This is a genomic window from Alloalcanivorax xenomutans (assembly GCF_032810065.1).
Taxonomy (GTDB): Bacteria; Pseudomonadota; Gammaproteobacteria; order Pseudomonadales; family Alcanivoracaceae; genus Alloalcanivorax; species Alloalcanivorax xenomutans.
On the sequence record NZ_CP136538.1, the window covers coordinates 1,567,393 to 1,591,408 of the forward strand.

The window sequence follows — 24,016 nt, forward strand, 5'->3', positions numbered from 1 at the left end:
GTCGAAGTTATGTGGAACACTCTGAAACGCTGGTATCACCAACTGGGCTCGCCCCGCTACTTTTACCGGTTCGCCGATGCCGTGCTGCCGTGGCTGTGGCCGCTGGCGCTGATCATTCTCGCCATCGGCCTGGTATGGGGGCTGGCCTACGCGCCGGTGGAGCGTTACCAGGGTGACAGCTATCGCATCATCTATCTGCATGTCCCGGCTTCCAGCGGCGCCCTGATGGGCTACATCGCCATGGGCGTGGCCGGGCTGGTGTGCCTGGTCTGGCGGATGAAAATGGCCGAGGTCATGCTCAAGGCGCTGGCGCCGTTCGGTGCCGTGCTGGCGGCGGTGTCCCTGATCAGCGGCGCGATCTGGGGCAAGCCCACCTGGGGCACCTACTGGCAGTGGGACGCGCGCCTGACCTCGATGCTGATCCTGCTGTTCATGTATCTCGGCGTGATGGTGTTGCAGTCCGCCATCCGTGATCCCCGCCAGGCCGCCCGTGCCGCCTCGTTGCTGGCCCTGGTCGGGGTGATCAACGTGGTGATCGTGAAGTATTCGGTGGAGTGGCTGAACACCCTGCATCAGGGGGCGACCTTGAACCTGTTCAGCGAATCCTCCATCAACCCGGCCATGAAGTACCCGCTGCTGATCAGCATGCTGGGCATGTGGCTGCTGTACGCCGCCAACGTACTGATGCGGGCCCGGGCCGAAGTGCTGAGCCGGGAGCGCCGCAGCGGCTGGGTACGCAAACTGGTGGAGGGGCACTGATGTATTTCGACAGCTTCGCGGAATTTCTGGCCATGGGCCGGCACGGGCCCTATGTCTGGAGCGCTTACGGTATCTGTGCGCTGCTGATCGTGATCAATATGGTGCTGGCGGCGCGCAAGCTGGCGCGGGTGCGCCAGGACGTGGCTCGCCAGTGGCGACGGGAAACCCGGGAGGTTAAGCATGAATCCGGTTCGTAAACAGCGCCTGATCGTGGTGTTGGCGGTGTTTCTGGGGCTGGCCCTGGCCACTGCTTTGGCGGTGTACGCCCTGCGCCAGAACATCAATCTGTTTTTCACCCCGCAGCAGGTGGTCAGCGGTGAAGCACCGGTGGGCACTAAAATGCGTGTGGGTGGTCTGGTTATGGAGGGATCGGTGGTACGCGACCCCGACACTCTGGACGTGACTTTTGACGTCACCGACGGCAAGGGCACCTTCACCGTCCATTACCAGGGCATCCTGCCGGACCTGTTCCGTGAAGGGCAGGGTATCGTCGCCAACGGCACGCTGGTGAGCCGGGAACGGTTCGAGGCGGAAGAAGTGCTCGCCAAACACGATGAGACCTACATGCCTCCGGAGGTTCAAGATGCCTTGGAAAAAGCAGGACACCCCGGCGCGCGGAAGGACGCCGCGGGCTCATAGCGATCTTCCCGCCATTCACGGCCGGCACTGGCTGGCCGGCCTGCTACTCGGTTTTGCCGCTCCCGTCATGGCCGAGTCCCTGCCGGTGGACAGCCTGACCCTGCCCGAGGGCTTCACCCTGACGGTGTTCGCCGACGATGTTCCCAACGCCCGGCAACTGGCCCAGGCCGAGGATGGCACCGTGTTCGCCGGCTCCCGTGACGAGGGCAAGGTCTACGCGATCCGCGACGCCGATGGCGATGGCCGCGCCGAGCGCACCTGGGTGCTGGCGGAAGGGCTGAACATGCCCTCCGGGATCGCCTATCGCGACGGCACCCTCTACGTGGCGGCGGTGAACCGGATTCTGGCGCTGCCGGACATTCTCGATCATCTGGACGATCCGCCGGCATTGGAGCTGGTGACGGACCAATTTCCCTCCAATTCCCATCACGGCTGGAAGTATCTGGCGTTTGACCGCGAAGGGAAACTGATCGTGCCGGTGGGGGCACCGTGCAACATCTGCAACCGGGAAGAACCCTACGCCACCATCCAACGCTATGACCCGGACTCGGGGGAAATGACCACGGTGGCTCGCGGAGTGCGCAATTCGGTGGGGTTTGATTTCCATCCGCGCAGTGGGCAGTTGTGGTTCACCGACAATGGCCGCGACATGCTCGGCGACGAGATCCCGCCGGAAGAACTCAACCGGGTGCGCGAGGACGGCGAACACTTCGGCTATCCGTTTATCCACGGTGGCACGGTGCCGGATCCGGAGTTTGGCAAGGACCATGATCCCGGTGAATTCGCCATGCCGATGCAAACCATGCCGGCGCATCACGCGCCGCTGGGTATGACGTTCTATACCGGGGAGCAATTTCCCGAGGACTACCGGGGTGACATCTTCATCGCCGAGCATGGTTCCTGGAATCGCAGCACGCCGGCCGGGTACCGGGTCACCCGGGTCGGCGTGGAAGGCATCGACAAGGTTGCCGGGTACCAGCCATTCATCAGCGGCTGGCTGCGTGAGGACGGCACCCGCTGGGGACGTCCGGCGGACGTCATGCAGGCCGCCGACGGCAGTTTGCTGATCGCCGACGATCACGCCGGCGCCATCTACCGCGTGGTCTACCAGGGCCACTGACCGGCTCGGACCGGGCATGGCGGTTTCTGTAGGAGCGGTCCACGAGCCGCGATATTCTAAGGGCGCCGGACATCCGGCGTCCTTAGCCTTCTCAATGGAACCCCGATGAGCCAAGTCATTATCCTGGTGGACGACCCGGCGGACTGGGCGGCGTACTATCCCGCCCGCAATCTGCTGTCAGCCCGTGATTACCTGCAGGCTTCCGAGCCGGTCTGCACCGACAAGAAAGTGCAGGTGATCAATCTGTGCCGCAGCTACAAATACCTGTCCCCCGGCTACTACTGTTCGCTGCTGGCGGAGGCCCGCGGTCAGCGCGTCATGCCCTCGGTACGCACGGTCAACGACCTCAGTTACAAGGCGCTGTACGGCCTGCACTTCGAGCATTTCGAGTCGGCGCTGGACAAGGCGATGAAGAAGCAGGGCGGCGATGCCACCAAGGTGACGTTCAATATCTACTTCGGCCAAACCGAGCAGGAAGGGCTGGCGGAACTGGCGCGGCAGATCTTTGACCAGTTGCCGTGTCCGATTCTGCGGGTGTCGTTCCGGCGCCGGGACCGGTGGACCCTGGAGGCGATCAAGACGCCGAGTCTGAAACAGGTCAAGGGTGCCCAGGAAGATGCCTTCGCCCGTGCCCTGGAGCAGTTCAACGCCCGTGTCTGGCGCGGCCCGCGCCGGCGCCGTGGTGAACGCTATGACCTGGCCATGCTGGTGAACGACGAGGAGGCCATGCCGCCGAGCAATCGCGCCGCTTTGAAGCGATTCGCACGGGCCGGCCGGCAACTGGGCATCAAGGTGGAAATCGTCGGCCGCGACGCCTACGCCCGCCTGGGTGAATACGACGGCCTGTTCATTCGCGAGACCACCGCCATTGACCACCATACCTATCAGTTCGCCCGCAAGGCGGAGCAGGAAGGCATGGTGGTGATCGACGATCCGCGCTCGATTCTGCGCTGTACCAACAAGATTTATCTGGCGGAACTGATGCAGGCCAATGGCGTGCCGGTGCCGCCCACCGCCTTTGTGTTCAGCGACACCGCCGAACAGGTGGACAGCCTGATCGGGGAACTGGGACTGCCGATGGTGCTGAAGATCCCGGACGGCAGTTTCTCCCGCGGCATTAGCAAGGTGGAGGACCGCGAGGCGCTGGGCAACGCCCTGCATGGCTATCTGAAACAATCCGCCGTGGTGCTGGCCCAGGCTTTTATGTACACCGATTACGACTGGCGCATCGGCGTGCTCAACAACCGGCCGCTGTTTGCCTGCCAGTACTTCATGAGCAAGGGGCATTGGCAGATTTATCATCACAAGGACGGCGGCAAAACCGCCTCCGGCAACGCGCGCACGGTACCGATCCGCGAAGTGCCGCCGAAGGTGCTGAGAGTGGCGCTCAAGGCCGCCCGGCTGATGGGCAACGGCCTGTACGGCGTGGACCTGAAGCAGTCCGGCGATCAGGTGGTGGTGATGGAGGTGAACGACAATCCCAACATCGATGCCGGCGTCGAGGACCTGTGGCTGGGCGAGGACCTGTACCGGCAGGTGATGCTGGAATTCCTGCGCCGCATGGAAGCACGGCGGCTGGGGTTACCGCTTTGACGGCTTGAAAATGTCGCGGTTCGCCCGGTGTTGATTCGAAGTCTCTGTAGGGGCCTGCCCCGCAGGCGAATTTTCGGACGCAGGAGTCTATTCGACCGCAAGGCAGGCTGCTACAGCGGGCTGCGGAGAGCCGCGCGCACCCAGCGTGCTAGCATGCTCAGGAAGCCCGCACCAAAAGGATTGGGAACAACGTGATACGTAAAGACGCTCTGCGCCGGGAGATGCAACAGTGGCTGGCCGAGGGGCTGATCGAGGAGGATCAGGCCCGGCGCATTCTGGCCCGTTATGGCAACGGTCTGGAAGCCAGTGGCGGCTCCCTGGGCGCGCGAGTGTTGACCGCCTGTGCTCTGCTGTTCATCGGCCTGGCGCTGCTGCTGGTGGTGTCCGCCCATTGGGACGGTCTGCCCCGGGGCGTGCGCTTCGCCGCTCTGCTGGCCCTCACCGTGGCCACCAACGGGGTAGGGGTGTGGCGCTGGGGGCGTCATGGCGAGGGGGGCGGCTGGCTGTTTCTCGGCGCGGTCTGCTATGGCGCTTCGATCATGCTGGTGGGGCAGATGTACCACCTTGGCGAGCATTTCCCCAACGGCGTGCTGTTGTGGATGATCGGCACGTTGCCGGTGGCCTTTTTCTCCCGGCGCCTGCTGGTGACACTGCTGCTGGTGGCGCTCACCGCCCTGTGGATGGTGATGGAAACCCCGTTCTCGCCACCCTGGGCTGGCATCGTGTTTCTCGGTGTGGCCGGCTGGCTGGCCTGGCGCCGCCATTCCAATGTGGTGATGCTGCCGGTGCTGGCGGCTCTGGTGTTGTGGCTCAACCTGATGTTGTCCTGGGTGTTCCACACCGATTTCGGGCCCCATTGGCGGGCTGGCCACCTGACCTTCAATCTTGCTCTTCTGGTCCTGGCTCAGGTGCTCTGCCAGCGGCTGGAGCTGCGCGGGGACTCGCGTTGGGCACCCTTGCCGTGGCTTGGACGGTTGTCGTTGCTGGTGCTGTTGCCGCTGACGTTCGAGGACCTCTGGAAAGAATATCTGCACAGCCACTGGGGCTGGCTGGATCCCGGGTTGTGGGCGGCGCTGCCGCTGCTGCTGGCGGCGATCGCCCTCAAGCCCCGTGGCATCCTGCCCTGGTTGGCGCTGGCCGGGGTGCTGCTGGCGCATGGTCTGGGTCGGCCGGAACAGAGCCTGTACTGGAGCGTGGCGGCCAATCTGGTGGTTCTGCTGGTGGCCATGGCCTGGATACGCCAGGGATTGCTGCGCGCCGACCAGCGCCGTTTCTTCGCCGGTTTGGGCACGGTGGCGGTATTGGCGCTGTTGCGTTATGTCGATCTGATTGGAGATTACCTGGGGGCGGCCCTGTTGTTCCTGGTCATGGCCGGCATTCTCTACGCTGGCGCCCGCTACTGGCGCCAGCGCGATCCGGAGGTGGCCCATGACTAGGCGCTGGCGGCTGCGCGCCCTGGTGGCGGCGCTGGTGTTGCAGGTTCTGGTGCTGCTCGGTTTGCTGGGCTATGCGCGGTATCCGGTCTGGTTCGGCAAGGAAGTGGTGCTGCGCACGGTGCCGGTGGATCCGCGTGATTTGTTGCGCGGCAACTATGCCCGCCTGCGCTACGACATCAGTGAGGCGCCGATGCCGGAAGTGGGAGTGCCGCGGGTAGGGCGGGAAGTGTATGTGCAGTTGCGCCGGAAAGGGCGGGTGTGGAAAGCCGTTGATACCCGTTATTCACCGCCGCCGGGCGATTTTATTCGCGGGCATATCCGCGCGGTGCGGGTGGGTTCGGTGACGGTGGAATACGGTATCGAAGCCTATTTCGCGCCAAAGGATAAGGCGCTGGAACTGGAGCGGCGATTACGGCAGGGCGGTCTGGCGCGGGTGCGTATCGCCACCGATGGCCGTGCCGCCCTGGTGTCCGTGGAGGACACCGGGGAGGGCACGGGCGAGGGGGCTGGAGGGCCGCCCTGATCAGCCGCCGAGGACCTTGGTGAGGAAGCCGCTTTCCTTGGCTATGGTCTGGGTGAACGGCTCCAGGGCGTGCAGGCGTTCCTTGTGGGCGGCCAGGTTGGGATACTGGTCGACCCCTTCACCGGCGTGCTGGAAGTTCACCAACTGGCTGGCCACGGCGATATCGGCGACGGTGAGCCGTTCGCCAGCGAAGTAGGTCTTGCCTTCCAGTTCCCGATCCAGGTACTCGAGCAGCGGTGGCACCGCGCCCTGCAGCGCTTTCTGCGCCGCCGCTTCATCCACTTCCTTGCCCATCAGACGCCGCACCACCCGGTTGAAGAACACGCCGAAGGTACAGTTGACGCCCAGCTCGTAGTCGCCGAATTTCTCGAACCACAGGGTGCGGGCGTACTCGTAGGGATCCTCCGGGTAGAGGGACGGCTCGGGGTGTTTCTTCTCCAGAAAGGCGCAAATCACCCCGGAATCGGCGAGAATCTGGCCGTCGTAGTCCAGTGCCGGGATGCGTCCCAGCGGGTTGAGGTCCCGATACCAGTCCGGCGCGTTGCGCGGGTCCACGTTGACGGTCTCATGTTCCACGCCTTTGAGGGCCAGTACCACGCGGGTTTTACGCACGAACGGCGACAGCATGGCGCCATACAGTTTGATGGTCATTGGGATCTCCCGGTCTCTATTGTGATGTTGGGCCTGGTGCGGCCCACTCGAAAGCGGGCCGGCCGCAGGCGGATCTCAACCCGTGAATCCGACGGGCGGCTGGGGTAACAGGCATATAGCAGTGTCGCGGAAGGGTCAACAGGGGACCGCCCGGTCAGGGGAAAACCGTCGGAATCGCCGAGATTGAACGGATTATGAACGAACGGTGTCGACCGGGGGAATTTCCCCTTGACGCTGCCGGCCCGGATTCCTAGACTACGCGCCGCTTGACAGGGCAGTCCCGCAACGGGATTGGCCGACAAGTCCGGGTCCCCTTCGTCTAGTGGCCTAGGACACCGCCCTTTCACGGCGGTAACAGGGGTTCGACTCCCCTAGGGGACGCCACTGAATCGGGTTCGGTAACGGTCCGCGAACTGGCACTTCGTTGATTGGAACCCAAGAGTCGAACCTTCATTAGTGGGGTTCGACCGGTCACCGGCAAAGCCGGGGACACGGAATGTCTTCGCTTGCGAAGACAGCCCCGAAGGGGTGAGCCGCGCAGCGGTGAATACTCCCCTAGGGGACGCCACTATTTTCGTTCAGGCGAAGCAGTGACAAGCGGGAATAGCTCAGCTGGTAGAGCACAACCTTGCCAAGGTTGGGGTCGCGAGTTCGAATCTCGTTTCCCGCTCCAATTCTACTTTCGGGATTCGTAAAGCACCGTCGTGCTTAGCAGGGCGACCCCACCTTTTATTGGTTGGGATCGCGAGCTGGTGCGCCAGCCCGATCGAATCTCGTTTCCCGCTCCAATCTACTTTCGGGATTCGTAAAGCATCGTCGTGCTTAGCAGGGCGACCCCGCCTTTTATTGGTTGGGATCGCGAGCTGGTGCGCCAGCCCGGTCGAATCTCGTTTCCCGCTCCAATTTCCTTTAGATGACAAGTCTGAGCTTGCGATCGACCGCGAAATGGCCGCTACCGCGCACCGCAATATAGAGCGCAAGAAACCCCATCAATACCGGAAACTCTATACCGCGATCGATCCAGGGCCAGGTGGGACCGAGCGCGTAGCTGATACCCGCCATTTGCAACGTGATGATGAACGCGACCGGGCGAGCCCATAGTCCAATAGCCAGCATGAGGGCGCCAACGGTTTCAAGTAGCATGACCAAAAAGGCCAGCTGTGGTGCGAATGGCAAACCCATGACGTTCTGGATCAGGTTGACGGAGCCTGCCATCGGGTCAGCCATGGAGCCGTGAGATGTCCCCAGGGCTTTGGGAAGGCCGTGGGTGAACAGGACGGCGCCGAAGGCAAAACGCAGCATTGCGTACAGGACCGGTTCCGCACGCTCATAAAGCACGCCTAGCCGTGGAAACAACAGGCGCTCATAAGTTTTATTCGTTTCTTTGGAAGCAGTCTCGGATTGGGTTGGTGATGCGTAAAGTCCGGTGTTTGGACGTTGATCCGGCTCGGCACAACAAATGATTGGGATTCGTTTCATGTGAATCTCCTTCGCGGTCAATGCGCTGCGTTTCGCTGGATTTTCTTTTGTAGCGAAAACGCAGCAAAGGCGGCTGCCGCACCCAGCGTCGCGGCCAGAGCCAAGATTCCGAACGCCATGACTGATGGGGGCTGGTGCGAGGCGAAGTACGCCACCAGGCCCAGGAAGAAACCAAGCAGATTGTTGAATACGGGCGCCTTGGCCAGGGACAGCGCAATTACGGTGACGGCGAACACCACCGCGCTGATGGCGTAGCTTCCCAGAAGCGGTGTCAGAACCGCCATGACCTGGGCTGCGCCGATGCCCAAGGCGACGCCGATCAGCACGCAGGCCAGGTTGATGACTCCCTGTTTCAGGTTCAGTCCACGGGTGAAGAACGAAATCCAGCCGACAAACATGGCCCACACCGGGACTTCGAAAGCCATCACGCTCAGTGTGGCGGCCGATGATGCGATGACCGACTCGCCAATCACTATTTTCAGATGGTCAGACAGTGCGTTATTGGCCATTACGCACCTCCCGGGGCGCATAAACGGGGCACGGCGATATAGGTGACAGGGCGGCCACTGTGCGCAAAATCATGGAGCCCTTTGGTGGAGGCACCGGTGATCAAAATGGTGAGGTTCATAAGCTTGACTCCTGGCGGGTTGAAGCGGCGTACGCTCAGGCGAACCCGCCGTTGGCGCGCACGATTTGAGAATTGACCCAGCCCCCATCGGCGCCGACCAGGAACGACACCACGCGGGCAATGTCTTCGGGCTGTCCCAGACGCTCCAGGGGAGATGCCTTGCTGAGCTGGGCAATCTGTTCGTCGGTCTTGCCTTTGAGAAACAGTTCGGTGGCGACGGGACCGGGGGCGATCGCATTGACCGTAATGCCGCGGCCACGCAATTCATTGGCCAGCACATGAACCAAACCTTCGACACCGGCCTTAGCTGCTATGTAGGGGCCGTATTCAGGGAAGGCCTTGGCGATCACGCTGGTCGACAGCGCGAGAATTCGGCCACCGGCTTGCAATTTCTGAGCTGCCTGCCCCAGCACCAGGAAGGCACCGCGAAGATTGGTTTCAACAACGCGATCGAAAGTCTCGACACTCTCGGGACTGATGGGGGCCAGAGTCATCACACCAGCGCTATGGACGACCACACCGATGGCACCGAAGGCACCCTGCGTCGTGGCAAAGAGTCGTTGTACGTCCGCCGCTTGGGATACATCCGCCCGCACGGCGACCGCTTCCCCACCCACCGCTTCGATGGCCGAGACGACTTCCTGAGCCCTGGCTGCATTGCCTGAGTAATTGACGGCGATTTTGAAGCCATCGGCGGCCAGGCGCAGTGCGATGGCGCGGCCGATGCCTCGGGAGGCGCCGGTAATAATGGCTGTCCGGACCGGCGGTGGTACGGTGGATGACTTGCTGGTACTCATGATGGTTTCCTTGATGTGCATGGTGGTAGACACTCGTCGATCCCGCGTGACGATATAGCAGGCGCTATGGAGTCGATGGTGCGGATTGAGCATTAATGAATAAATGAGGTTAAATTGGCTTCTTAATTCAAGAAGTATCAACAATTGGATTGGTATGGACCGCTTCGATGCTTTGCAGCTGTTCACTCGCATTGTGGAACTCGGCAGCTTCACCGAAGCCGCCAATGTGCTGAATATCCCGCGTGCTACGGCAACACATACGATCAAGGCGCTCGAGAAGCGGTTGGGGGCCCGCCTGCTGGATCGCACCACACGTCAGGTGAAACCGACCCTGGATGGACAGGCCTTCTACGAACGCAGCAGGCGCGTCCTGGCTGAACTGGAGGAGGCGGAAACGTGCCTGAGCACCCAGATAGCCAATCCCCACGGGACGTTACGGCTGGATCTCCATGGGGCGCATGCGACGATGATCATCCTGCCGCGTATCGGCGAGTTCAGAGCGCGCTATCCCCGAATTGATGTCGTTATCAGCAGTGGCGACCGCCTGGTAAGTCTGGTCAAAGAAGGTATTGACTGCGTGGTACGAGCTGGCCGGCCACGCGATTCGTCGCTGGTGGTCAGAAAGTTGGCGGACATGCCGGAGATCATCTGCGCCAGTCCGGAGTATCTGGCTCGATACGGTACCCCCGAACATCCGCGTGAATTGGTGCAGCACCAGGGGATTGGCTTTTTTTCCCGGGGCAATGACAGCCGTTATCCCTTCACCGTCATAGTGGACGGTAAGGTGGCTGAATTCGAAGCGAGTGGCTGGATTTCGGTGAGTGATGCAGAGTGTTACACGAGCGCTGCACTCGCCGGCTGCGGGCTGATTCAGGTGCCTCGTTTCCGGCTGGAAGAGCACCTGCGGGCTGGACGTCTAGTCCAAGTGCTGCCTGAATGGACCTGTCCCGCACTGCCCGTCAGTGCGCTCTACCCATTTCATCGGCAGCTTTCTCCCAGAGTGCGCGTATTCATCGATTGGGCTCGAGACATATATCGCGAAAAATTCGGTGAGACAGGGCATCCGGATAATAGTGAATAAGAATGTGATCCTGTCCATCGTGCTGTCCATACAGTAAAGAGGGGTAGTCGCCGTGCCAGTATCCCCTTGAATGAGGAGCCCTCAATGACAAGCCCTGAATTTTCGGGCGTTTTTCGCAAGCTGCGCGAACTTTTCGGAGTGCGTGAAGAGAGGCCGCCGATTGTAGACCGTCCGACTGACCTCGAGCTGCCCTGGGCCCCGGGTGCGGAAAACACCATTCAGGATATGCTGGACAGCCTCGGCTTCCCCTGGCGGGCAAGCTGCCAGGAACTCATTGACCGCTTCGGCCTGGTTCGTCATCCCGCCTACGACTGGGAGCAAAGCCCGATCATGCCTTGTCCCTTGTCTCTCGACGGCTTGCTCTATCCCATCTCTCCGCAACTCTCCCGGATAGCGTTGCGCGATCAGGTGCCTCAAGGGTTCAGCGGGAGCATCTGGATCAAAACGGATCCCCTCGCCAACCTTCGTCATGCTCATCGTCGCATGGCCGAACTGCTGAGTCCGGCTCCAATCGGAGTTCGCAACAATACGGTCTCCTCGATCTGGCGTGCCGGTCCGGCTCGTATTTCGCTGACCGTCTGGCCGCCAAAGCTCCAACCCTCGGGGTGGAACAGGAACATCCCGGCCCATGAGCGAGACCGGCGGCTGAAAACCGCCTGCTCAATTTATATCGAGCCCGGCTATCGTCGCCCGATGACGGTGCAGGAAAGAGAATGGTTGAGAGGTTTTACCCCTTTGGACAAAGTGGGTGGGACGGCGCTGGCATCAACACTGCGGGCATTGTGGGCCAGTGCCCCTGGCGACAACGGCCAGGATTTCGTTTGCCTGCCTCCTCTGGATCAGGACAATTTTTTGGGTCAGGTCGGCCATTCGCCGGACCGCAAGGCCTTGATCGTTTGCTCGCGGCAGCTGCACATCATACCGGCTCAGTGCATTGTCGCGCTTCGCCTGCAAAAGCTTCGACCGGCCAAGGGTGGGGGTGGCGCTGCCTTGACCGCTGTCTTTCAAGCCACTGATGGAATGGAGAGGGAAGTGAGTATTTCAGGATCCCACGGCGACATGGACACACTGGACGATCTCGCCTCCCATCTCAGCAGGATCCTGAACCGCCCGCTGCGGATCCCGGAACCTCAATACGATTGCTGAGCGGTCCCGCCGGCTCCTGCCACCATCCCGTTCAGAATCGACCTGCCTGGCGTCGCCATCGTTGCTATTGATGATCCAGCAGGGGCGCCACCAGCACCGGGCGCCGCGCCGCTTCGCAGACTTCGGTGGCGGTGGTGCCGACGAGCTTGCTTTCCAGCCAGCCCTGACCGTGCTTGCCGATAATGATCAAGGTGCAGTCTCGCTCGGCGGCGATGCGCAGTATGGTTTCCGCCGGGGCTCCACGCTCTGTCAGCACACTGACCTCTCCTGCCTCGTCGGGTAGGTAGTCACGAATGTGATTCAGTGCCGCTAGGGCCATCACCGGCAAGGCCGGGGTGTTATTCAGGCCGTCGGGGGTTAGCACGGTTAGCAGATCGATGCGCTTGGCCTGGGTGGACAACTCCCGGATGAGGTTTTCCGCGCCGCTGGCGTATTTGGACAGGTCCGTGGCCAACAGCACGTGGCCCAGCGCCGACTTGCTGGGGGGCATGTCCTGGGCTCCGGTGTCGTCCGCTTCGGGAGCAATCCATTCCAGAAACAGCGGGAGGGTGGTCTTGCGGATCAGGTCACGGGCGACGCTACCCAGAAACAGGTTGCTGACGCGACTGTGCGCCCGGGACCCGATGAGCAGCAAATCCGCTCTGAACTCCGCGGCGATGGCCAGTAACTCATCGGCCACCAGACCGGAGATCCGCACGCAGACTGTAACCTCGAGGCCCGCTTCCTTGAGCGGCTCGGCGCAGCGTTCCAGCCATTCGCGGTAATTCTCACCGTGGTCGTAGGCGGCGAACTGGTTGTACCCGACTCGCACCACATGGGCGAGAATCACTTTTTTGATACCCCAGCTGCTCAGATCCGCCACACGGGCCAGCGTGGGCGGCGCGGCGGGTGACTGGTCCAGGGCGACAAGTGCGGTGGTGAACATGGAACCTCCTCCCGACAGGCGTGGCGGGGTTGATGACGGCGCCGTGAACATTCACGGGGCCACAATTCGACAGTACGCCAGCGGATGGCGGGAGAGTTGATCCTGCTCAAAATCCCGGCCGACCCCCGCCCGCGAAAAGGGCGTTCGCCACCGCCGGTACGGCGCTCAATATGCTTGGTGCGTCCGACCACATCCGTTTACTATTGGCCGGGTGCGATTGCGCGCCAAACCCGATATCTCCCATCGGCTTTTACAAACAAGGCAGGGACCGAATGAAATCCACATGGATCAGGTGGCTGGCGGGGATTCTTTTCGGTGTTGTCATCGGGCGGGTCAGTTTTGGCATTGTCGCTCCCTTCCTCTCTCCCGTTCTTGGTGCCGAGCCCCAGTGGCTGGCCGAGGATCCCACGGCGTTCCATTACGTGATCATCGCGGCGCTGGTGATTCAACTGGTAGTGGCCGTTGCCAGCGCCGTATGGCTGGCGCGGATCTCCGTGATGAAACGGCTGATCGGCTGGGGGCTGGTGATACTGGGCGCGGTGTTGCTGCTGAACATCGTTTCCACTCTGTTGTTTTCGGGGCTGGACCTCGGAGCCCTGATCAACCCCGGCTCCCGGGCGGAAAGTGATGCCTCCACCGCATTCTGGTTCTGGCTGCTGGCCATGGCGTTGCCTTACACGGTGATCGGCGCCGCGGGGTTGATTGTCGGCGGTATTCTGTTGCGCAAGGCGCGCGGTGAAAGCGGATCTGGGCGGAAAAAGGGGCGTCCGGCATGAATCAAAGGAAATGGCTGGCGGTGGCGGCCGCCACGTTAATGGTGCTGCCCGCTGTTGGCAGCGCGGATACGGCGGCGGCCCTGGATCGTTACGCGGGCCGGTATCCGTGGGATGACGTCGACGGCGCCTCCTTCCTGGATGCCCCCTTAGTGGAAGCCGCGGTCACCGCGGCGGTGGAAGATCCCGGCATTCGCCAGGCCCTTCTGGTTGAGACCCGCGATGGGGTCGCCGGGAAAATCCTGGTAACGGACCATGGCCTGCTTATGCATGCCTTCGACCCGGCCAGTGGCGGCGACGTTAGTTGGGCGTTGCTGATCTCACCGCGGGGCGCGCCGGCGGCGGCCTGTTTCTCTTCCGGGGTGGAGCCGGGCGTGCAGGGGGCGGACTGGTATATGGAGGGGGAGCGTATCGCCACCCGGTATGAGCCTTGCCCTTCCGAGGCGGACCGGATTCCACCGGCGATTCGGGCACGGATGACACCCACCGTGGAACCGGAGGCTCTGCAATGGGCGCTGTGCTACGGCTATCCGCGGACGGCCTCCGGTGAGACCGGAATGGTCATTAAAGGCGACTATCACTGCTCTATCCCCGCCGGCAGTGCGATCCTGAACCCGGTTAAAGCGGCTTGCCGCGAGGACGCCCTCTGTAAGGTGGAAGCGATGGTACTGGCGGACCCCCGGCGGGAACGGCGGGAGATTCGCCAGGTACTGTCTGTTCAGAGGGTCGATGAAGTGCCTGATCCGGCGGAGCCGTACCGGCGACGGGCGGGCCGGTTCTATGACGGCGTTTACGCGCGCCAGGCCAGAGGGTGCGATCGTGGCGGCGCTGACGAACGGGTGTCCCTGGATTTGTCGCGGCCGTCCGGCGGGGCGCTGCAGTGGTTCGATCAATACTGCGCCGTGCTCACGGCCGAGGGGGAGGCGCCGGCGCCGGGTGAATTCCACAGCACTCTGCAACTGCGTTGCGGTGACAAGCCGGAACAGGACGCGGCCTTGCGCGGTGGCGCCACGGGGAGGCAGGCCTCCGCCGTCTTGCGCCATGAGCATGGCCGCACTATCAGCATTGACGGCAGTGCCCTGGTGCGCTGTCCGATCCGGCGTGCCGACACACCGCGATGGTGGATCCAGAGGCCGCCCTTCAATGGATACTATCCGTCAGACTGACTCGGAGCATCCCTTCCCATCAGGGCCAGCTCATCTCTCCCTTGATCACCTTGGCGCTGAGTTCCAGGGAACTGCTGTCCTCAAGGGTTGGGTAACGTCGTTGCATGGCGGTGATCAGGTCGGCCGCATTGTCGGCGCGGGCTGCTTCGCTCTCGAAGGCAGTGAGATAATCACGGGTAAACGCCAGGGCCTGGCCGTCGAAGGGCGAGGTGCCATCGGCGTTGGGCAGGTAGTGGCCGGGGATGACCTGATCCGGGTTCAGTGCTTGCAGTTGTTCGAGCAGGGTCAGCCAGTTACTGCGTGATGTTTCCGTTTGCGTATCGGCGATCCACACGTGAATGTTGGCCGAGACCGGTACGCCGCCGAGCACCGTTTTAAGGGATGGGATCCACAGCACGGTGCGCTCGGGGGCGGGCCCGTCGAGGCCGATCACATTCAGTGACTTACCTTCCAGTGCCAGCTGATCGCCTTCCATGGCGTCCGGCACAATAATTTGCCGTGGCGCGTTGTCTTTCAGGATTGGCCCCCAGTACTCCAATTTACGGTCCTTGTTGGCCAGAATCTTGGCGCGGGTCTCACCGGTGGCGAGAATTTTGGCCGCCGGGAATGCCGCATGGATCAGGTCCAGGCCGAAGTAATAATCAGGATCGCTATGGCTGATGTAGATGGTGGTCAGTGTCTTGCCGCTGGCCCGGATCTTGTCCACCAGAGCCTGAGCGTCGTCGCGCTGGAACTGAGCGTCGATCAGCAGTGCTTCGCGTTCGCCGGTGATCAAAGTGGAGGTCACCGGAAACACCGACGCCTCGCCGGGGTTATACACATCCAGATGCAGCGGTGCCGCCTGGGCCGTGAGGGCGCTCAACGCCAGCAGGCCGCCACCGAGCGCCTGGATGAGCATGGATTTGAGGGACATAAAGGATCTCCTGATTGAGTCAGGCCTTCATGGTAAGTTGCAATAAAGGATGCAAATACCCTGTAAAATGAACACCACTGTTGCGAATCTGGAAACAATATGGATCGATTGATCGCCGCCAGGGTGTTTGTCAGCATCGTTGAGCAGGGCAGTCTGTCCGCCGCCGCCCGCGCGCTCGATCTTTCCCGGGCTCAAGTCACCCGTTATCTGGCACGAATGGAGCAATGGGCCGATGCCCGGCTGCTGCACCGCAGCACCCGGCGCCTGAGTCTCACCGAGGCGGGCGAAAGGGCGCTGAGCCGGTGCCGGGAAATGCTGGCACTGGCCGAGGATATCGAAACCCTCGGCGGCACCGACGATGGCCAACCACGTGGCCGGTTGCGGGTGGCGTGCGCGCCGTCGCTGGCCCAGGCGGCGCTGGGTAAGGCGCTGACCGGCTATCTGCAGACCTACCGGCACACCGCCATTGACCTCCAGGTGGGGTATCACCCGGTGAATCTGGTGGAAGAACGCATTGATCTGGCGATCCGCATCACCAACCAGCTGGATCCCAATCTGATCGCCCGCCGCCTGGCCAATTGCGCTTCGGTGGTGTGCGCATCGCCGTCCTATCTGGCCGCGCGCGGCATGCCGGAGCGGGTGGAGGCACTGGCCGACCATAACTGTTTGACCTATTCCTATTTCGGTAAAAGTCTTTGGCGTTTCCAGCGTCATGATGGTGAAGGCGCTGGCGGCGAGGTGTCGGTGCCGGTGGAAGGCAACCTCAACGCCAACGATCCCATGGCACTGCTGGAAGCCGCCAGCGCGGGGTTGGGTATTGCCCTGCAGCCGGTTTACGCGGCGGCGCCTCTGATCGACAGCGGCCGCCTGGTGGCGTTGCTGCCGGACTGGCGCCCCGAGGATCTGGCCATTTCCGCGATTTACCGCTCACGGCGTCATATGCCGCCGGCGTTACGGGCGCTGCTGGATTATCTGGCGGAATGGTTCGGTCAGGATCCACTGTGGCACTGAGACCCGGTGTTCGCCGTTGGTTATTCAGCGGTGTCATCCAGCAGGCGCATTAGCGCCTCGACGAAGCCGGGGTCAATGTAGCGGATGCTGCCATCCGGCAGGCCGAGAATACGATCGATGGCCAGCCCCTGGAACTGAAGACGCCGCTCCAGCGCCTGGTTCGCCGCCTTGGCTTCAGGCGTGCCCTGGGCGTCTACCGCCCGGCCCACCGCATCATAGGTGCTGGCGCCCAACTGCATGATGATTTCCGCCGCGGCGGTGGCATCCGGCACCTGGAAACGGCCTTCCTCGATACCCTGCTGGATGAGGCGTGCCAGCAGCGGCCCAACCAGCGTCATATTGGCCTGGTTGATGCGATGAAACAAGGACTGATGGCCGGGGCTGAAGATGACGCTGAACAGCGGTCGTAACTGCGGCGCGGTCTCCAGCTTGAGCTGCCGGGAGCGCCGCAAAAAGGCGTTCAGCCGGGTCAGGGCATCGCCGTTGTCCTGTTCCACCAAATCGTTGACCTGGGCCACGGAACGTTCCGCCACCCGCGCGACAATGGCTTCCAGGATGTCCTCCTTGGAGGCGAAATAATGATAGAAGCCCCCTTTGGAGAGGCCGGAGCGCTGCAGGATGTGGTTGACGGTGGTGGCTTCATAACCCTGCTCAAAGAACAGAGCCTGGGCGCAATCCAGGAGTTGATCCCGGCGTCGTTCCGGATTTTGCGGGGTGCGTGGCATCACCGTGTCCTGTCTGTGGGCTTGACGACAGACCGACGGTCTGTCTGTAATAAACCGACGGTCGGTCTGTGCTCAGATTAAGCAGCGAGGGCAAGGGATGCAATGGTTCTCCGGTATGCCTGTTTTGCTCAAGCGGTTCGGGTGGTTGCTCGCGCTGATGCTATTCCTGGGGCTGCTGTGGTTCTGGTTGTGGCGGCCACCGACGGTGACGGTGGTGGCTCCGCAACGTGGCGATGCCGCCGAGGTGGTCTACGCCACCGGGGAAGTGGAACCTCGCTATTGGGCGCGGGTGGCGCCGCTGGTGAGTGGGCGTCTGCAAACCCATTGCCGCTGCGAGGGGGAACAGGTCAGTGAAGGTCAGGTATTGGCGAGCCTGGATGATCGCGAGGCCCGCGCCACTCTGGCCGAACTGGAGGCCAGGGAACGGCGCGCGGAAATCGATTATCAGCGCCTCAAGGTGCTGGCGGCCCGCAACGCGGTCAGTCGCCAGGCGCTGGACCAGGCCAGGAGCGAGGCGGAGCAGACCCGAGCGGCGGTGGAGCGTCAACGCACCGTGTTGGAATACCATCAGATACGGGCGCCCATGGATGGTCATGTGTTGCGCGATGAGGGTGAACCCGGAGAGATCGCCAGCCCGGACACGCCGTTGTTCTGGATAGGGCGGCCACGGCCGCTGTGGGTAGTGGCGGAAGTCAATGAGGAAGACATTCCCCAGGTCGAGACCGGTCAGCACGTTCTGCTCAACTCGGACGCCTTTCCAGGGCAATCCCTGGAAGCCCGGGTCGAACGAATCACCCCGAAGGGCGATCCGGTGGCCAAGACCTACCGGGTTTATCTGGCATTGCCGGAGCGCACCCCGCTGAGGGTGGGGATGACGGTGGAGGCCAATATCGTCACCCGGGTTTCCCGCCACGCCTGGCTGTTGCCGGCGAATGCGTTCGACGGTGACCGGCTGGCGTGGGTCCGGGATGGCCGCGTGGTGATCGAATCGGTGGTGGTGGGCATTCGCGGCATCGATCAGGTGGAAGTGCGTGACGGCGTGTCCGCGGAAACCGCTGTGATCGTGCCCTTTCCGGACGATCGGGAACACGGAGACCGGGTGCGCCCGGAGCGGCGGGAGGCGCCGCCATGAAGGTGCCGGTGGTCCTGGATCTGGCCCGCTCCCATGTGCTGGGACGCGGCCGGCAGACCCTGGTGGCGGTCCTCAGCGTGGCTTTGGGCGTCGGGTTCTCCATTGCCATGGCGGCTCTGATGCAGGGAGGCGAGGACGACATGATCGAGCAGATGGTCAACGCCATGCCGCATGTGCGGATCACCGATGAATTTCGTCATGCCCGGCGCCAGCCGGTGCAGGATCGCTTCGATGCCGTTGCCATCGCTGGTCTGCGCCCGAAGGAGGACCGGCGCGGCATTCTCAATCCGGTGGAGGTGCGCGCCCGCCTTTCCGGTTGGGTGCCGGGCTCACTGGCCTGGAGTCTGCGTACCCAGGGGGTGGTCCGTTATGCCGGCCGGGACCAGGGCCTGACTCTGGTCGGCATCGAGCCGGATCAGGCCCAGGCGGTGGCGGCGATCAAGCCGGAAGAGTTCATCGCCGGGGATTTCCAGTCACTGGCGTTCGGTGGCAACAATCTGGTGGTCGGCGATCGCCTGGCGGAAAAACTGGGTGCCCGGCTGGGCACCACAGTGTCGCTGGTGTCCGCCACCGGTGAGTCCCGTTCCTTCAAGATCACCGGTCTGTTTCATACCGGCACCACCGCCCGTGACGAGGGGGAAGGGTATGTGCTGCTGACCAAAGCCCAGACTCTCAGTGACCGGCCCAATGTCATCAACGACATTCGCCTGCGGCTGGCGGATCCGGCGCTGGCGCCGGAGGTGGCGCGCCGGGCCGAGCGGCGGATCGGCTATAAGGCGGTGGCCTGGCAGGAAGCCAACGAATCCCTGCTGGAAGCGCTGGTGGTGCGCAATGTGATCATGTACACGGTGGTCGGCGCCATTCTGGTGGTGGCCGGGTTTGGCATCTTCAACATTATTTCCACCATCACCCACGAAAAAAGCCGCGACATCGCCATCCTCAAATCCCTGGGCTTTACCGAGCGCGACATACGCCGGTTGTTCGTGGCGGAAGGCGTGGCCTTCGGGGTTGCCGGCTCGGTCATCGGCTGGATGATCGGCGCACTGTTGTGCGTGGCCATGTCGATGGTGCGTTTCGAGCTCTCCGGTGCCGGCGTGGCCCAGGAGATGACGCATCTGCCACTGGCCTGGAATGTCTGGCATTACCTGGTCGCGGCCGGATGCGCACTGGCCTCGGCGTCCATGGCCGGTTACCTGCCGGCCCGTCGCGCCGCCCGTCTGCATCCAGTGGATATTATCCGGGGAGCGTCATGAGCGTATTGTTGCGTGGTGAGCACCTGACGCGGATTCTCCCGGGTACCGTGCCGGTGACGCTGGTGGACGACGTCTCCCTGACGGTATCCGGTGGGGAATTCGTCGCCATTACCGGCCCCTCCGGCTCCGGCAAGTCTTCGCTGCTGTACCTGCTTGGCCTGCTGGATCAGTTAACCCGGGGCCGTCTGGTGTTGATTGACCAGGACACCGCCGAGCTGGACGAAGTCGCCCGGGCCGCATTGCGTTTGCGAACCCTGGGGTTTGTATTCCAGTTCCATTTTCTGTTGCCGGAATTCAGCGCCCTGGACAATGTCATGCTGCCGATGCGCAAGCTGGGTGAACGCAACGACCGCGAGCAGCGCGAACGCGCCGCCGAGCTGTTGGCGGTGCTGGGCCTGGAAGCGCATCTGCACAAACGGCCGCATCAACTGTCCGGCGGCCAGCGCCAGCGCGTGGCGGTGGCCCGGGCGCTGGCCAACGATCCGCCCCTGGTGCTGGCGGATGAGCCCACCGGCAGCCTGGACAGCGCCAGTTCCGAACAGGTCTTCTCCATTCTTCACGATCTGGTGCATCAGCGCGGTAAAACGGTAATCGCGGTAACCCACGATATGGAGCTGGCGGCGCGCATGGACCGGCGCCTGCATTTGGTGGATGGCCGGCTCGAGGGTCAGGATCGCGGCCAGTGAGCCGCCCGTGCTGTCTCATAATTCGCTGGCGGTGTGGCGTGTAAGTGTGCCAGCCGCGATGGTATAAAAACGCCGTTGATGAAACCGATGGGAGAGGAAAATGGCAAAGGACTGGCCCGAGCGTATACCCGAAGGGGAAGAGTTGCCGCTGTTAATGCGCTGTTGCGGCTACCGTTTCAACCGTGCCGGTAACGTGGCCGTCGACCCGGTTCCGCCGGAGCCTGAGGAATTGGCCGAGGCGGAACGGCTGGGCTGGGCGCCTGCGCAGACCATCTCGCTGTCCGCCGCCGATCTGATCGCACGAGCTATCGCCGCCGCGGCCCGATTGGAACCCGATCAGGTGGCCGCCGCGTTCGTGGCCGGCGTCGGCGGCAGCCACCCACGCGGGCGGCAGATATTGATCTCCTATGCCTGGGCCCGGCATTTGTCCGGTGCACCCAGGACCGATTCGGGCCTGCCGGACTGCGGTTTGGCTGAGAGGTCCGAAGTTAACTTCAGCGACCAGGCACTGCGACTGGCGTTGGGCTATGTCTGGAATGAGCTGCCGGCGAATTTTCTGCCTGATCTGGAGGCAGCCGCCGCGCAAGGGTTACCGTCGCCCAGCGCTGATGACGAGGCGGTGTTCCGGCGGCTGATCCAGGTGATTGGCTCGCAGGCGCCGGACACCACGCCGGGGGAATTGGAAAAGAATCTGGCGCGGCTCAAGTTGATCCCCAAAAGCGACAAGTACGCCCGTTACGGCATGCTGCAGGCGCTGGCGGAGGTCGGAGTGATCCCCAACCCGATCCTCGATCCGTCCTGGGATCGCCATATTCCCTACAGCGAGCGGATCGCGGCCCATCAGCAGGTGAAGGGCAGCCCGCGCTCGGATATCGTGCTGCCGTTGGCCGGTTGGCGTGGAGCAGAGGGTATCGACGGTGCTCGTCTTCAGCAGGTGTTCGGCATCGAGCCGGCCTCGCCGCGCTCGCGGTAGTCCGTTGGCGATCGAGGTGTTAATCGTTGCAATAACTCCTGGCAAGAAGGGTGCAGAAAATCCCCCCAGGCCCTAAGATGTGCGGGACAGCGAGACGATCTGCCATGGCCCGATTACACCCTCGATTATTGCATGCACTCAATTTATTGCCGTCGAACCGGCCGGTGCACTTGTTGACCCGCCACTCGGTTCGGGAGCTGGCCAAGAACGGGTTCGCGGATTACCGTTTGCCGTTGACGCCGGAAGGCATCGAACTGGCCCGGGATTGGGGAGGGCAGCTGGCGCGCCCGGTGTCGGCGTTTTATTCCAGCCCGGTGGGACGTTGCGTGGATACCGCCAAGGCCATGGCCGAGGGCGCGCTGCGCGCCGGTTTGATCGATCGTCCCATGGACGTGCTCACCGATAACACGCTGGTGGAACCGGGGTGCTATGTGCAGGACATGAATCGGGTGGGACCCACCTTTCTGAAGATGGGCGCCATGCGATTCCTCAATCGCCATTTGCAGAATCCGTTCGAGGGCATGCTGTCGCCGGCGGATGGCTGCGCCAAGCTGGCCGGCTACTTGCGGGACCGGGAGCCTGGCCGCGGTGAACTGGCGGTGCACGTGACCCATGACACCATTCTCGCGGTGCTGGTGGCGGAGCTGGAAGGGCGGCGCTCCATCAACCAGGACGATTGGCCTTGGATGATGGAAGGCCTGTGGGTCTGGTTCCAGGACGGCGGCATGCACTGGGTATGGCGTGGTGAACGTGGCCACCGCTTGCTGCGTGCCTCTGCTTGATTTTGTCTTTGGTTATCCCCATTAACTACCGTTCGCTACGCACCGATTGGTAAAGCACTCGGATTGGATCCGTTTTCCGCCCCAGACCGGAAAGAGAGGTGATTTTTGTCGGCCTTGACCATTCGTAATCTGACCAAAACCTACGGCAACGGTGTCCAGGCGCTCAAGGGCATCGACCTGACCGTTGAAAAAGGCGAGTTCTTCGCATTGCTGGGCCCCAATGGCGCCGGCAAATCCACCACCATCGGCATCGTCAGTTCTCTGGTGAACAAGAGCGGCGGAGAGGTCGAGATCTTCGGGCATTCCCTGGACCGGGAGCGGGCACTGGCAAAAAAGAAGATCGGTGTGGTGCCGCAGGAATTCAACTTCAATCAATTCGAGAAAGTGTACGACATCGTCGTCACCCAGGCCGGGTTCTACGGCATCCCCATCGCCGAGGCCCGGCGCCAGGCGGAGAAATATCTGCGTCAGCTCGGGTTGTGGGAGAAGCGCCAGTCCGCCGCGCGCATGCTCTCCGGGGGCATGAAGCGCCGCCTGATGATCGCCCGCGCGCTGGTGCACGAACCGGAGCTGCTGATCCTGGATGAGCCCACCGCCGGCGTCGACATCGAGTTGCGCCGCTCCATGTGGGATTTTCTCATCGGTCTGAATGAGCAAGGGCGCACCATCATTCTCACCACTCATTATCTGGAAGAGGCGGAGTCGCTGTGCCGGCGCATCGCCATCATCGACCACGGCGTGATCGTCGAAAACACCGATATGAGATCCCTGCTGGAGAAGCTGCAGGTGGAGACCTTCGTGCTTGATCTGCAACGGCCGCTGCAAAGCGCGCCGGAGTTGTGCGGTTTCCACGTGCGCCTGCGTGATGCCGCCACCCTGGAAGTGGATGTGCCGAAAACCGAGAGTCTCAATCGCCTGTTCGGTGCCCTGGCGGAACAGGACATTCAAGTGCTGAGCATGCGTAACAAAGCCAACCGGCTGGAGGAATTGTTCGTGCGACTGGTGGAACGCAACGCGGATCTTGCCGGCAAGGAGGCCGCCTCGTGAGTTTTACTGAACAGTGGGTGGCGTTTCTCACCCTGGTGACCAAGGAAATCCGGCGCTTCGTGCGTATCTGGCCGCAGACGTTGCTGCCGCCGGCGATCACCATGTCCCTGTATTTCGTCATCTTCGGCAACCTGGTGGGCAGCCGCATCGGTGATATGGGCGGCTTCGATTACATGCAATACATCGTGCCCGGTCTGATCATGATGAGCGTGATCCAGAACAGCTACGGCAATGTGGTCAGTTCGTTCTTCTCCACCAAGTTCCAGCATTCCATCGAGGAGATGATGGTGTCGCCGATGCCGGCCCACGTCATTCTCACCGGCTACATGGTGGGCGGTATCGCCCGCGGTTTGATGGTCGGCGGCATCGTTACCGTGCTGAGTCTGTTCTTCACCCATCTGACGCTGCAGCATGCCTGGATCACGCTGTCGGTGGTGGTGATGACGGCGGCGTTGTTCTCCCTCGGTGGTTTCATCAACGCGGTGTTCGCCCGTAATTTCGACGACATCAGCATCATCCCCAACTTCGTGCTGACGCCGCTGACCTATCTGGGCGGGGTGTTTTATTCATTGGAGCTGCTGCCGGATTTCTGGCGTACGGTGACCCTGGCCAACCCCATCGTCTACATGGTCAACGCCTTCCGTTACGGTATTCTGGGGGTCAGTGACGTTAATGTGTACACGTCCCTGGGGACCATCGCGCTGTTCGTGTTGGGCTTTTACATTCTGGCCCTGTGGCTGCTGCGCCGTGGCACCGGTATCCGCGCCTGAGACAAGAC

The 24,016-nt window shown here is 62.4% G+C and carries 26 protein-coding genes and 2 tRNA genes; 21 read left to right on the forward strand and 7 right to left on the reverse strand.

Annotated elements, in window-relative coordinates:
- Nucleotides 1-9 precede the first annotated feature (9 nt).
- From ccmC to RYH70_RS07415, 7 genes are all read left to right on the forward strand, one after another.
- Nucleotides 10-759, forward strand: coding sequence for a heme ABC transporter permease CcmC (ccmC, locus tag RYH70_RS07385; protein WP_026948948.1), 750 nt, complete (start codon nucleotides 10-12; stop codon nucleotides 757-759).
- The gene (gene ccmD / locus RYH70_RS07390; RefSeq protein ID WP_022993976.1) at nucleotides 759-956 is read left to right on the forward strand and encodes a heme exporter protein CcmD; all 198 of its coding nucleotides are present in this window, start codon (nucleotides 759-761) and stop codon (nucleotides 954-956) included. Before ccmC ends, ccmD begins: the two co-directional genes overlap by 1 nt.
- On the forward strand, nucleotides 940-1,398 hold the full coding sequence (gene ccmE / locus RYH70_RS07395; RefSeq protein ID WP_063140130.1) for a cytochrome c maturation protein CcmE: 459 nt from the start codon (nucleotides 940-942) through the stop codon (nucleotides 1,396-1,398). Before ccmD ends, ccmE begins: the two co-directional genes overlap by 17 nt.
- Nucleotides 1,343-2,518 (forward strand): PQQ-dependent sugar dehydrogenase, encoded by a 1,176-nt coding sequence (locus RYH70_RS07400; RefSeq protein WP_233918072.1) that lies wholly within the window; start codon nucleotides 1,343-1,345, stop codon nucleotides 2,516-2,518. Before ccmE ends, RYH70_RS07400 begins: the two co-directional genes overlap by 56 nt.
- Before the next feature lie 105 nt (nucleotides 2,519-2,623).
- Nucleotides 2,624-4,111 carry a RimK family protein gene (locus tag RYH70_RS07405; RefSeq protein WP_022993979.1) on the forward strand — a complete coding sequence of 496 codons (1,488 nt, stop codon included), beginning with the start codon at nucleotides 2,624-2,626 and terminating at the stop codon, nucleotides 4,109-4,111.
- Between the two features lie 191 nt (nucleotides 4,112-4,302).
- Nucleotides 4,303-5,547, forward strand: a complete 1,245-nt coding sequence (locus tag RYH70_RS07410) for a DUF2157 domain-containing protein (protein WP_116028056.1) — start codon at nucleotides 4,303-4,305, stop codon at nucleotides 5,545-5,547.
- On the forward strand, nucleotides 5,540-6,070 hold the full coding sequence (locus tag RYH70_RS07415; RefSeq protein ID WP_022993981.1) for a GDYXXLXY domain-containing protein: 531 nt from the start codon (nucleotides 5,540-5,542) through the stop codon (nucleotides 6,068-6,070). The genes RYH70_RS07410 and RYH70_RS07415 overlap by 8 nt, the downstream gene beginning before the upstream one ends.
- Here RYH70_RS07415 and RYH70_RS07420 read toward each other — a convergent pair whose 3' ends face one another.
- Nucleotides 6,071-6,721 (reverse strand): glutathione S-transferase family protein, encoded by a 651-nt coding sequence (locus tag RYH70_RS07420; RefSeq protein WP_116028055.1) that lies wholly within the window; start codon nucleotides 6,719-6,721, stop codon nucleotides 6,071-6,073.
- A gap of 308 nt (nucleotides 6,722-7,029) precedes the next feature.
- Here RYH70_RS07420 and RYH70_RS07425 point away from each other — a divergent pair.
- Both RYH70_RS07425 and RYH70_RS07430 read left to right on the forward strand, forming a co-directional pair.
- Nucleotides 7,030-7,105 (forward strand) — tRNA-Glu (locus tag RYH70_RS07425).
- A 213-nt stretch (nucleotides 7,106-7,318) separates the two neighbouring features.
- Nucleotides 7,319-7,394, forward strand: a tRNA-Gly gene (locus RYH70_RS07430).
- 236 nt (nucleotides 7,395-7,630) lie between these two features.
- Here the strand turns inward: RYH70_RS07430 and RYH70_RS07435 are convergent.
- From RYH70_RS07435 to RYH70_RS07445, 3 genes are all read right to left on the reverse strand, one after another.
- Nucleotides 7,631-8,200: a DoxX family protein gene (locus RYH70_RS07435; RefSeq protein ID WP_233918070.1), complete on the reverse strand. Its 570-nt coding sequence runs from the start codon at nucleotides 8,198-8,200 to the stop codon at nucleotides 7,631-7,633.
- A 17-nt stretch (nucleotides 8,201-8,217) separates the two neighbouring features.
- Nucleotides 8,218-8,709 carry a DUF1097 domain-containing protein gene (locus RYH70_RS07440; RefSeq protein ID WP_055100547.1) on the reverse strand — a complete coding sequence of 164 codons (492 nt, stop codon included), beginning with the start codon at nucleotides 8,707-8,709 and terminating at the stop codon, nucleotides 8,218-8,220.
- Between the two features lie 154 nt (nucleotides 8,710-8,863).
- On the reverse strand, nucleotides 8,864-9,646 hold the full coding sequence (locus RYH70_RS07445) for an SDR family oxidoreductase (RefSeq protein ID WP_082439295.1): 783 nt from the start codon (nucleotides 9,644-9,646) through the stop codon (nucleotides 8,864-8,866).
- A gap of 133 nt (nucleotides 9,647-9,779) precedes the next feature.
- On the opposite strand from RYH70_RS07445, the gene RYH70_RS07450 reads away from it, so the two are divergent.
- Both RYH70_RS07450 and RYH70_RS07455 read left to right on the forward strand, forming a co-directional pair.
- Nucleotides 9,780-10,706, forward strand: a complete 927-nt coding sequence (locus tag RYH70_RS07450; protein WP_055100548.1) for a LysR family transcriptional regulator — start codon at nucleotides 9,780-9,782, stop codon at nucleotides 10,704-10,706.
- Nucleotides 10,707-10,790: 84 nt separating this feature from the next.
- On the forward strand, nucleotides 10,791-11,852 hold the full coding sequence (locus tag RYH70_RS07455) for a hypothetical protein (protein WP_317009992.1): 1,062 nt from the start codon (nucleotides 10,791-10,793) through the stop codon (nucleotides 11,850-11,852).
- Between the two features lie 64 nt (nucleotides 11,853-11,916).
- On the opposite strand, the gene RYH70_RS07460 is transcribed toward RYH70_RS07455, so the two are convergent.
- The gene (locus RYH70_RS07460; RefSeq protein ID WP_317009993.1) at nucleotides 11,917-12,777 is read right to left on the reverse strand and encodes a universal stress protein; all 861 of its coding nucleotides are present in this window, start codon (nucleotides 12,775-12,777) and stop codon (nucleotides 11,917-11,919) included.
- A 272-nt stretch (nucleotides 12,778-13,049) separates the two neighbouring features.
- Between RYH70_RS07460 and RYH70_RS07465 the strand changes: the two genes are divergently transcribed.
- Nucleotides 13,050-13,553 (forward strand): hypothetical protein, encoded by a 504-nt coding sequence (locus RYH70_RS07465; protein ID WP_284455702.1) that lies wholly within the window; start codon nucleotides 13,050-13,052, stop codon nucleotides 13,551-13,553.
- Nucleotides 13,550-14,716 carry a hypothetical protein gene (locus tag RYH70_RS07470; RefSeq protein WP_317009994.1) on the forward strand — a complete coding sequence of 389 codons (1,167 nt, stop codon included), beginning with the start codon at nucleotides 13,550-13,552 and terminating at the stop codon, nucleotides 14,714-14,716. Before RYH70_RS07465 ends, RYH70_RS07470 begins: the two co-directional genes overlap by 4 nt.
- 19 nt (nucleotides 14,717-14,735) lie before the next feature.
- On the opposite strand, the gene RYH70_RS07475 is transcribed toward RYH70_RS07470, so the two are convergent.
- Nucleotides 14,736-15,629 (reverse strand): MBL fold metallo-hydrolase, encoded by an 894-nt coding sequence (locus RYH70_RS07475; protein ID WP_026948942.1) that lies wholly within the window; start codon nucleotides 15,627-15,629, stop codon nucleotides 14,736-14,738.
- Nucleotides 15,630-15,728: 99 nt separating this feature from the next.
- Between RYH70_RS07475 and RYH70_RS07480 the strand changes: the two genes are divergently transcribed.
- Nucleotides 15,729-16,640, forward strand: a complete 912-nt coding sequence (locus tag RYH70_RS07480) for a LysR family transcriptional regulator (protein ID WP_097059002.1) — start codon at nucleotides 15,729-15,731, stop codon at nucleotides 16,638-16,640.
- 20 nt (nucleotides 16,641-16,660) lie between these two features.
- Here RYH70_RS07480 and RYH70_RS07485 read toward each other — a convergent pair whose 3' ends face one another.
- Nucleotides 16,661-17,365, reverse strand: coding sequence for a TetR/AcrR family transcriptional regulator (locus RYH70_RS07485; RefSeq protein ID WP_116028049.1), 705 nt, complete (start codon nucleotides 17,363-17,365; stop codon nucleotides 16,661-16,663).
- Between the two features lie 97 nt (nucleotides 17,366-17,462).
- Between RYH70_RS07485 and RYH70_RS07490 the strand changes: the two genes are divergently transcribed.
- The 7 genes from RYH70_RS07490 (at nucleotide 17,463) to RYH70_RS07520 (ending at nucleotide 24,008) form a co-directional block, all read left to right on the forward strand.
- Complete coding sequence (locus tag RYH70_RS07490; protein WP_220387563.1) at nucleotides 17,463-18,497, forward strand: efflux RND transporter periplasmic adaptor subunit; 1,035 nt, start codon at nucleotides 17,463-17,465, stop codon at nucleotides 18,495-18,497.
- Entirely contained in the window at nucleotides 18,494-19,750 is a 1,257-nt protein-coding gene (locus tag RYH70_RS07495) for an ABC transporter permease (RefSeq protein WP_022993993.1), read from the forward strand. Before RYH70_RS07490 ends, RYH70_RS07495 begins: the two co-directional genes overlap by 4 nt.
- Nucleotides 19,747-20,436 (forward strand): ABC transporter ATP-binding protein, encoded by a 690-nt coding sequence (locus RYH70_RS07500; RefSeq protein ID WP_317009995.1) that lies wholly within the window; start codon nucleotides 19,747-19,749, stop codon nucleotides 20,434-20,436. The genes RYH70_RS07495 and RYH70_RS07500 overlap by 4 nt, the downstream gene beginning before the upstream one ends.
- A gap of 100 nt (nucleotides 20,437-20,536) precedes the next feature.
- Nucleotides 20,537-21,409 (forward strand): hypothetical protein, encoded by an 873-nt coding sequence (locus RYH70_RS07505; RefSeq protein WP_022993995.1) that lies wholly within the window; start codon nucleotides 20,537-20,539, stop codon nucleotides 21,407-21,409.
- A 104-nt stretch (nucleotides 21,410-21,513) separates the two neighbouring features.
- Nucleotides 21,514-22,191, forward strand: a complete 678-nt coding sequence (locus RYH70_RS07510; RefSeq protein ID WP_080530713.1) for a histidine phosphatase family protein — start codon at nucleotides 21,514-21,516, stop codon at nucleotides 22,189-22,191.
- Nucleotides 22,192-22,296: 105 nt separating this feature from the next.
- The gene (locus tag RYH70_RS07515) at nucleotides 22,297-23,238 is read left to right on the forward strand and encodes an ABC transporter ATP-binding protein (protein WP_022993997.1); all 942 of its coding nucleotides are present in this window, start codon (nucleotides 22,297-22,299) and stop codon (nucleotides 23,236-23,238) included.
- Nucleotides 23,235-24,008 (forward strand): ABC transporter permease, encoded by a 774-nt coding sequence (locus RYH70_RS07520; RefSeq protein WP_022993998.1) that lies wholly within the window; start codon nucleotides 23,235-23,237, stop codon nucleotides 24,006-24,008. The genes RYH70_RS07515 and RYH70_RS07520 overlap by 4 nt, the downstream gene beginning before the upstream one ends.
- The last annotated feature ends 8 nt before the right edge of the window (nucleotides 24,009-24,016 follow it).

Bases quoted from the DNA above. Each gene is read 5' to 3' on its own strand.
- RYH70_RS07400 (WP_233918072.1), top strand. From the start codon at position 1,343: ATGCCTTGGAAAAAGCAGGACACCCCGGCGCGCGGAAGGACGCCGCGG.
- RYH70_RS07480 (WP_097059002.1), top strand. From the start codon at position 15,729: ATGGATCGATTGATCGCCGCCAGGGTGTTTGTCAGCATCGTTGAGCAG.
- RYH70_RS07450 (WP_055100548.1), top strand. From the start codon at position 9,780: ATGGACCGCTTCGATGCTTTGCAGCTGTTCACTCGCATTGTGGAACTC.
- RYH70_RS07470 (WP_317009994.1), top strand. From the start codon at position 13,550: ATGAATCAAAGGAAATGGCTGGCGGTGGCGGCCGCCACGTTAATGGTG.
- RYH70_RS07405 (WP_022993979.1), top strand. From the start codon at position 2,624: ATGAGCCAAGTCATTATCCTGGTGGACGACCCGGCGGACTGGGCGGCG.
- RYH70_RS07455 (WP_317009992.1), top strand. From the start codon at position 10,791: ATGACAAGCCCTGAATTTTCGGGCGTTTTTCGCAAGCTGCGCGAACTT.
- RYH70_RS07445 (WP_082439295.1), bottom strand. From the start codon at position 9,646: ATGCACATCAAGGAAACCATCATGAGTACCAGCAAGTCATCCACCGTA.
- RYH70_RS07415 (WP_022993981.1), top strand. From the start codon at position 5,540: ATGACTAGGCGCTGGCGGCTGCGCGCCCTGGTGGCGGCGCTGGTGTTG.
- RYH70_RS07495 (WP_022993993.1), top strand. From the start codon at position 18,494: ATGAAGGTGCCGGTGGTCCTGGATCTGGCCCGCTCCCATGTGCTGGGA.
- RYH70_RS07420 (WP_116028055.1), bottom strand. From the start codon at position 6,721: ATGACCATCAAACTGTATGGCGCCATGCTGTCGCCGTTCGTGCGTAAA.
- ccmE (WP_063140130.1), top strand. From the start codon at position 940: ATGAATCCGGTTCGTAAACAGCGCCTGATCGTGGTGTTGGCGGTGTTT.
- ccmD (WP_022993976.1), top strand. From the start codon at position 759: ATGTATTTCGACAGCTTCGCGGAATTTCTGGCCATGGGCCGGCACGGG.
- RYH70_RS07500 (WP_317009995.1), top strand. From the start codon at position 19,747: ATGAGCGTATTGTTGCGTGGTGAGCACCTGACGCGGATTCTCCCGGGT.
- RYH70_RS07475 (WP_026948942.1), bottom strand. From the start codon at position 15,629: ATGTCCCTCAAATCCATGCTCATCCAGGCGCTCGGTGGCGGCCTGCTG.
- RYH70_RS07460 (WP_317009993.1), bottom strand. From the start codon at position 12,777: ATGTTCACCACCGCACTTGTCGCCCTGGACCAGTCACCCGCCGCGCCG.
- RYH70_RS07490 (WP_220387563.1), top strand. From the start codon at position 17,463: ATGCAATGGTTCTCCGGTATGCCTGTTTTGCTCAAGCGGTTCGGGTGG.
- RYH70_RS07485 (WP_116028049.1), bottom strand. From the start codon at position 17,365: ATGCCACGCACCCCGCAAAATCCGGAACGACGCCGGGATCAACTCCTG.
- RYH70_RS07510 (WP_080530713.1), top strand. From the start codon at position 21,514: ATGGCCCGATTACACCCTCGATTATTGCATGCACTCAATTTATTGCCG.
- ccmC (WP_026948948.1), top strand. From the start codon at position 10: ATGTGGAACACTCTGAAACGCTGGTATCACCAACTGGGCTCGCCCCGC.
- RYH70_RS07435 (WP_233918070.1), bottom strand. From the start codon at position 8,200: ATGAAACGAATCCCAATCATTTGTTGTGCCGAGCCGGATCAACGTCCA.
- RYH70_RS07505 (WP_022993995.1), top strand. From the start codon at position 20,537: ATGGCAAAGGACTGGCCCGAGCGTATACCCGAAGGGGAAGAGTTGCCG.
- RYH70_RS07440 (WP_055100547.1), bottom strand. From the start codon at position 8,709: ATGGCCAATAACGCACTGTCTGACCATCTGAAAATAGTGATTGGCGAG.
- RYH70_RS07465 (WP_284455702.1), top strand. From the start codon at position 13,050: ATGAAATCCACATGGATCAGGTGGCTGGCGGGGATTCTTTTCGGTGTT.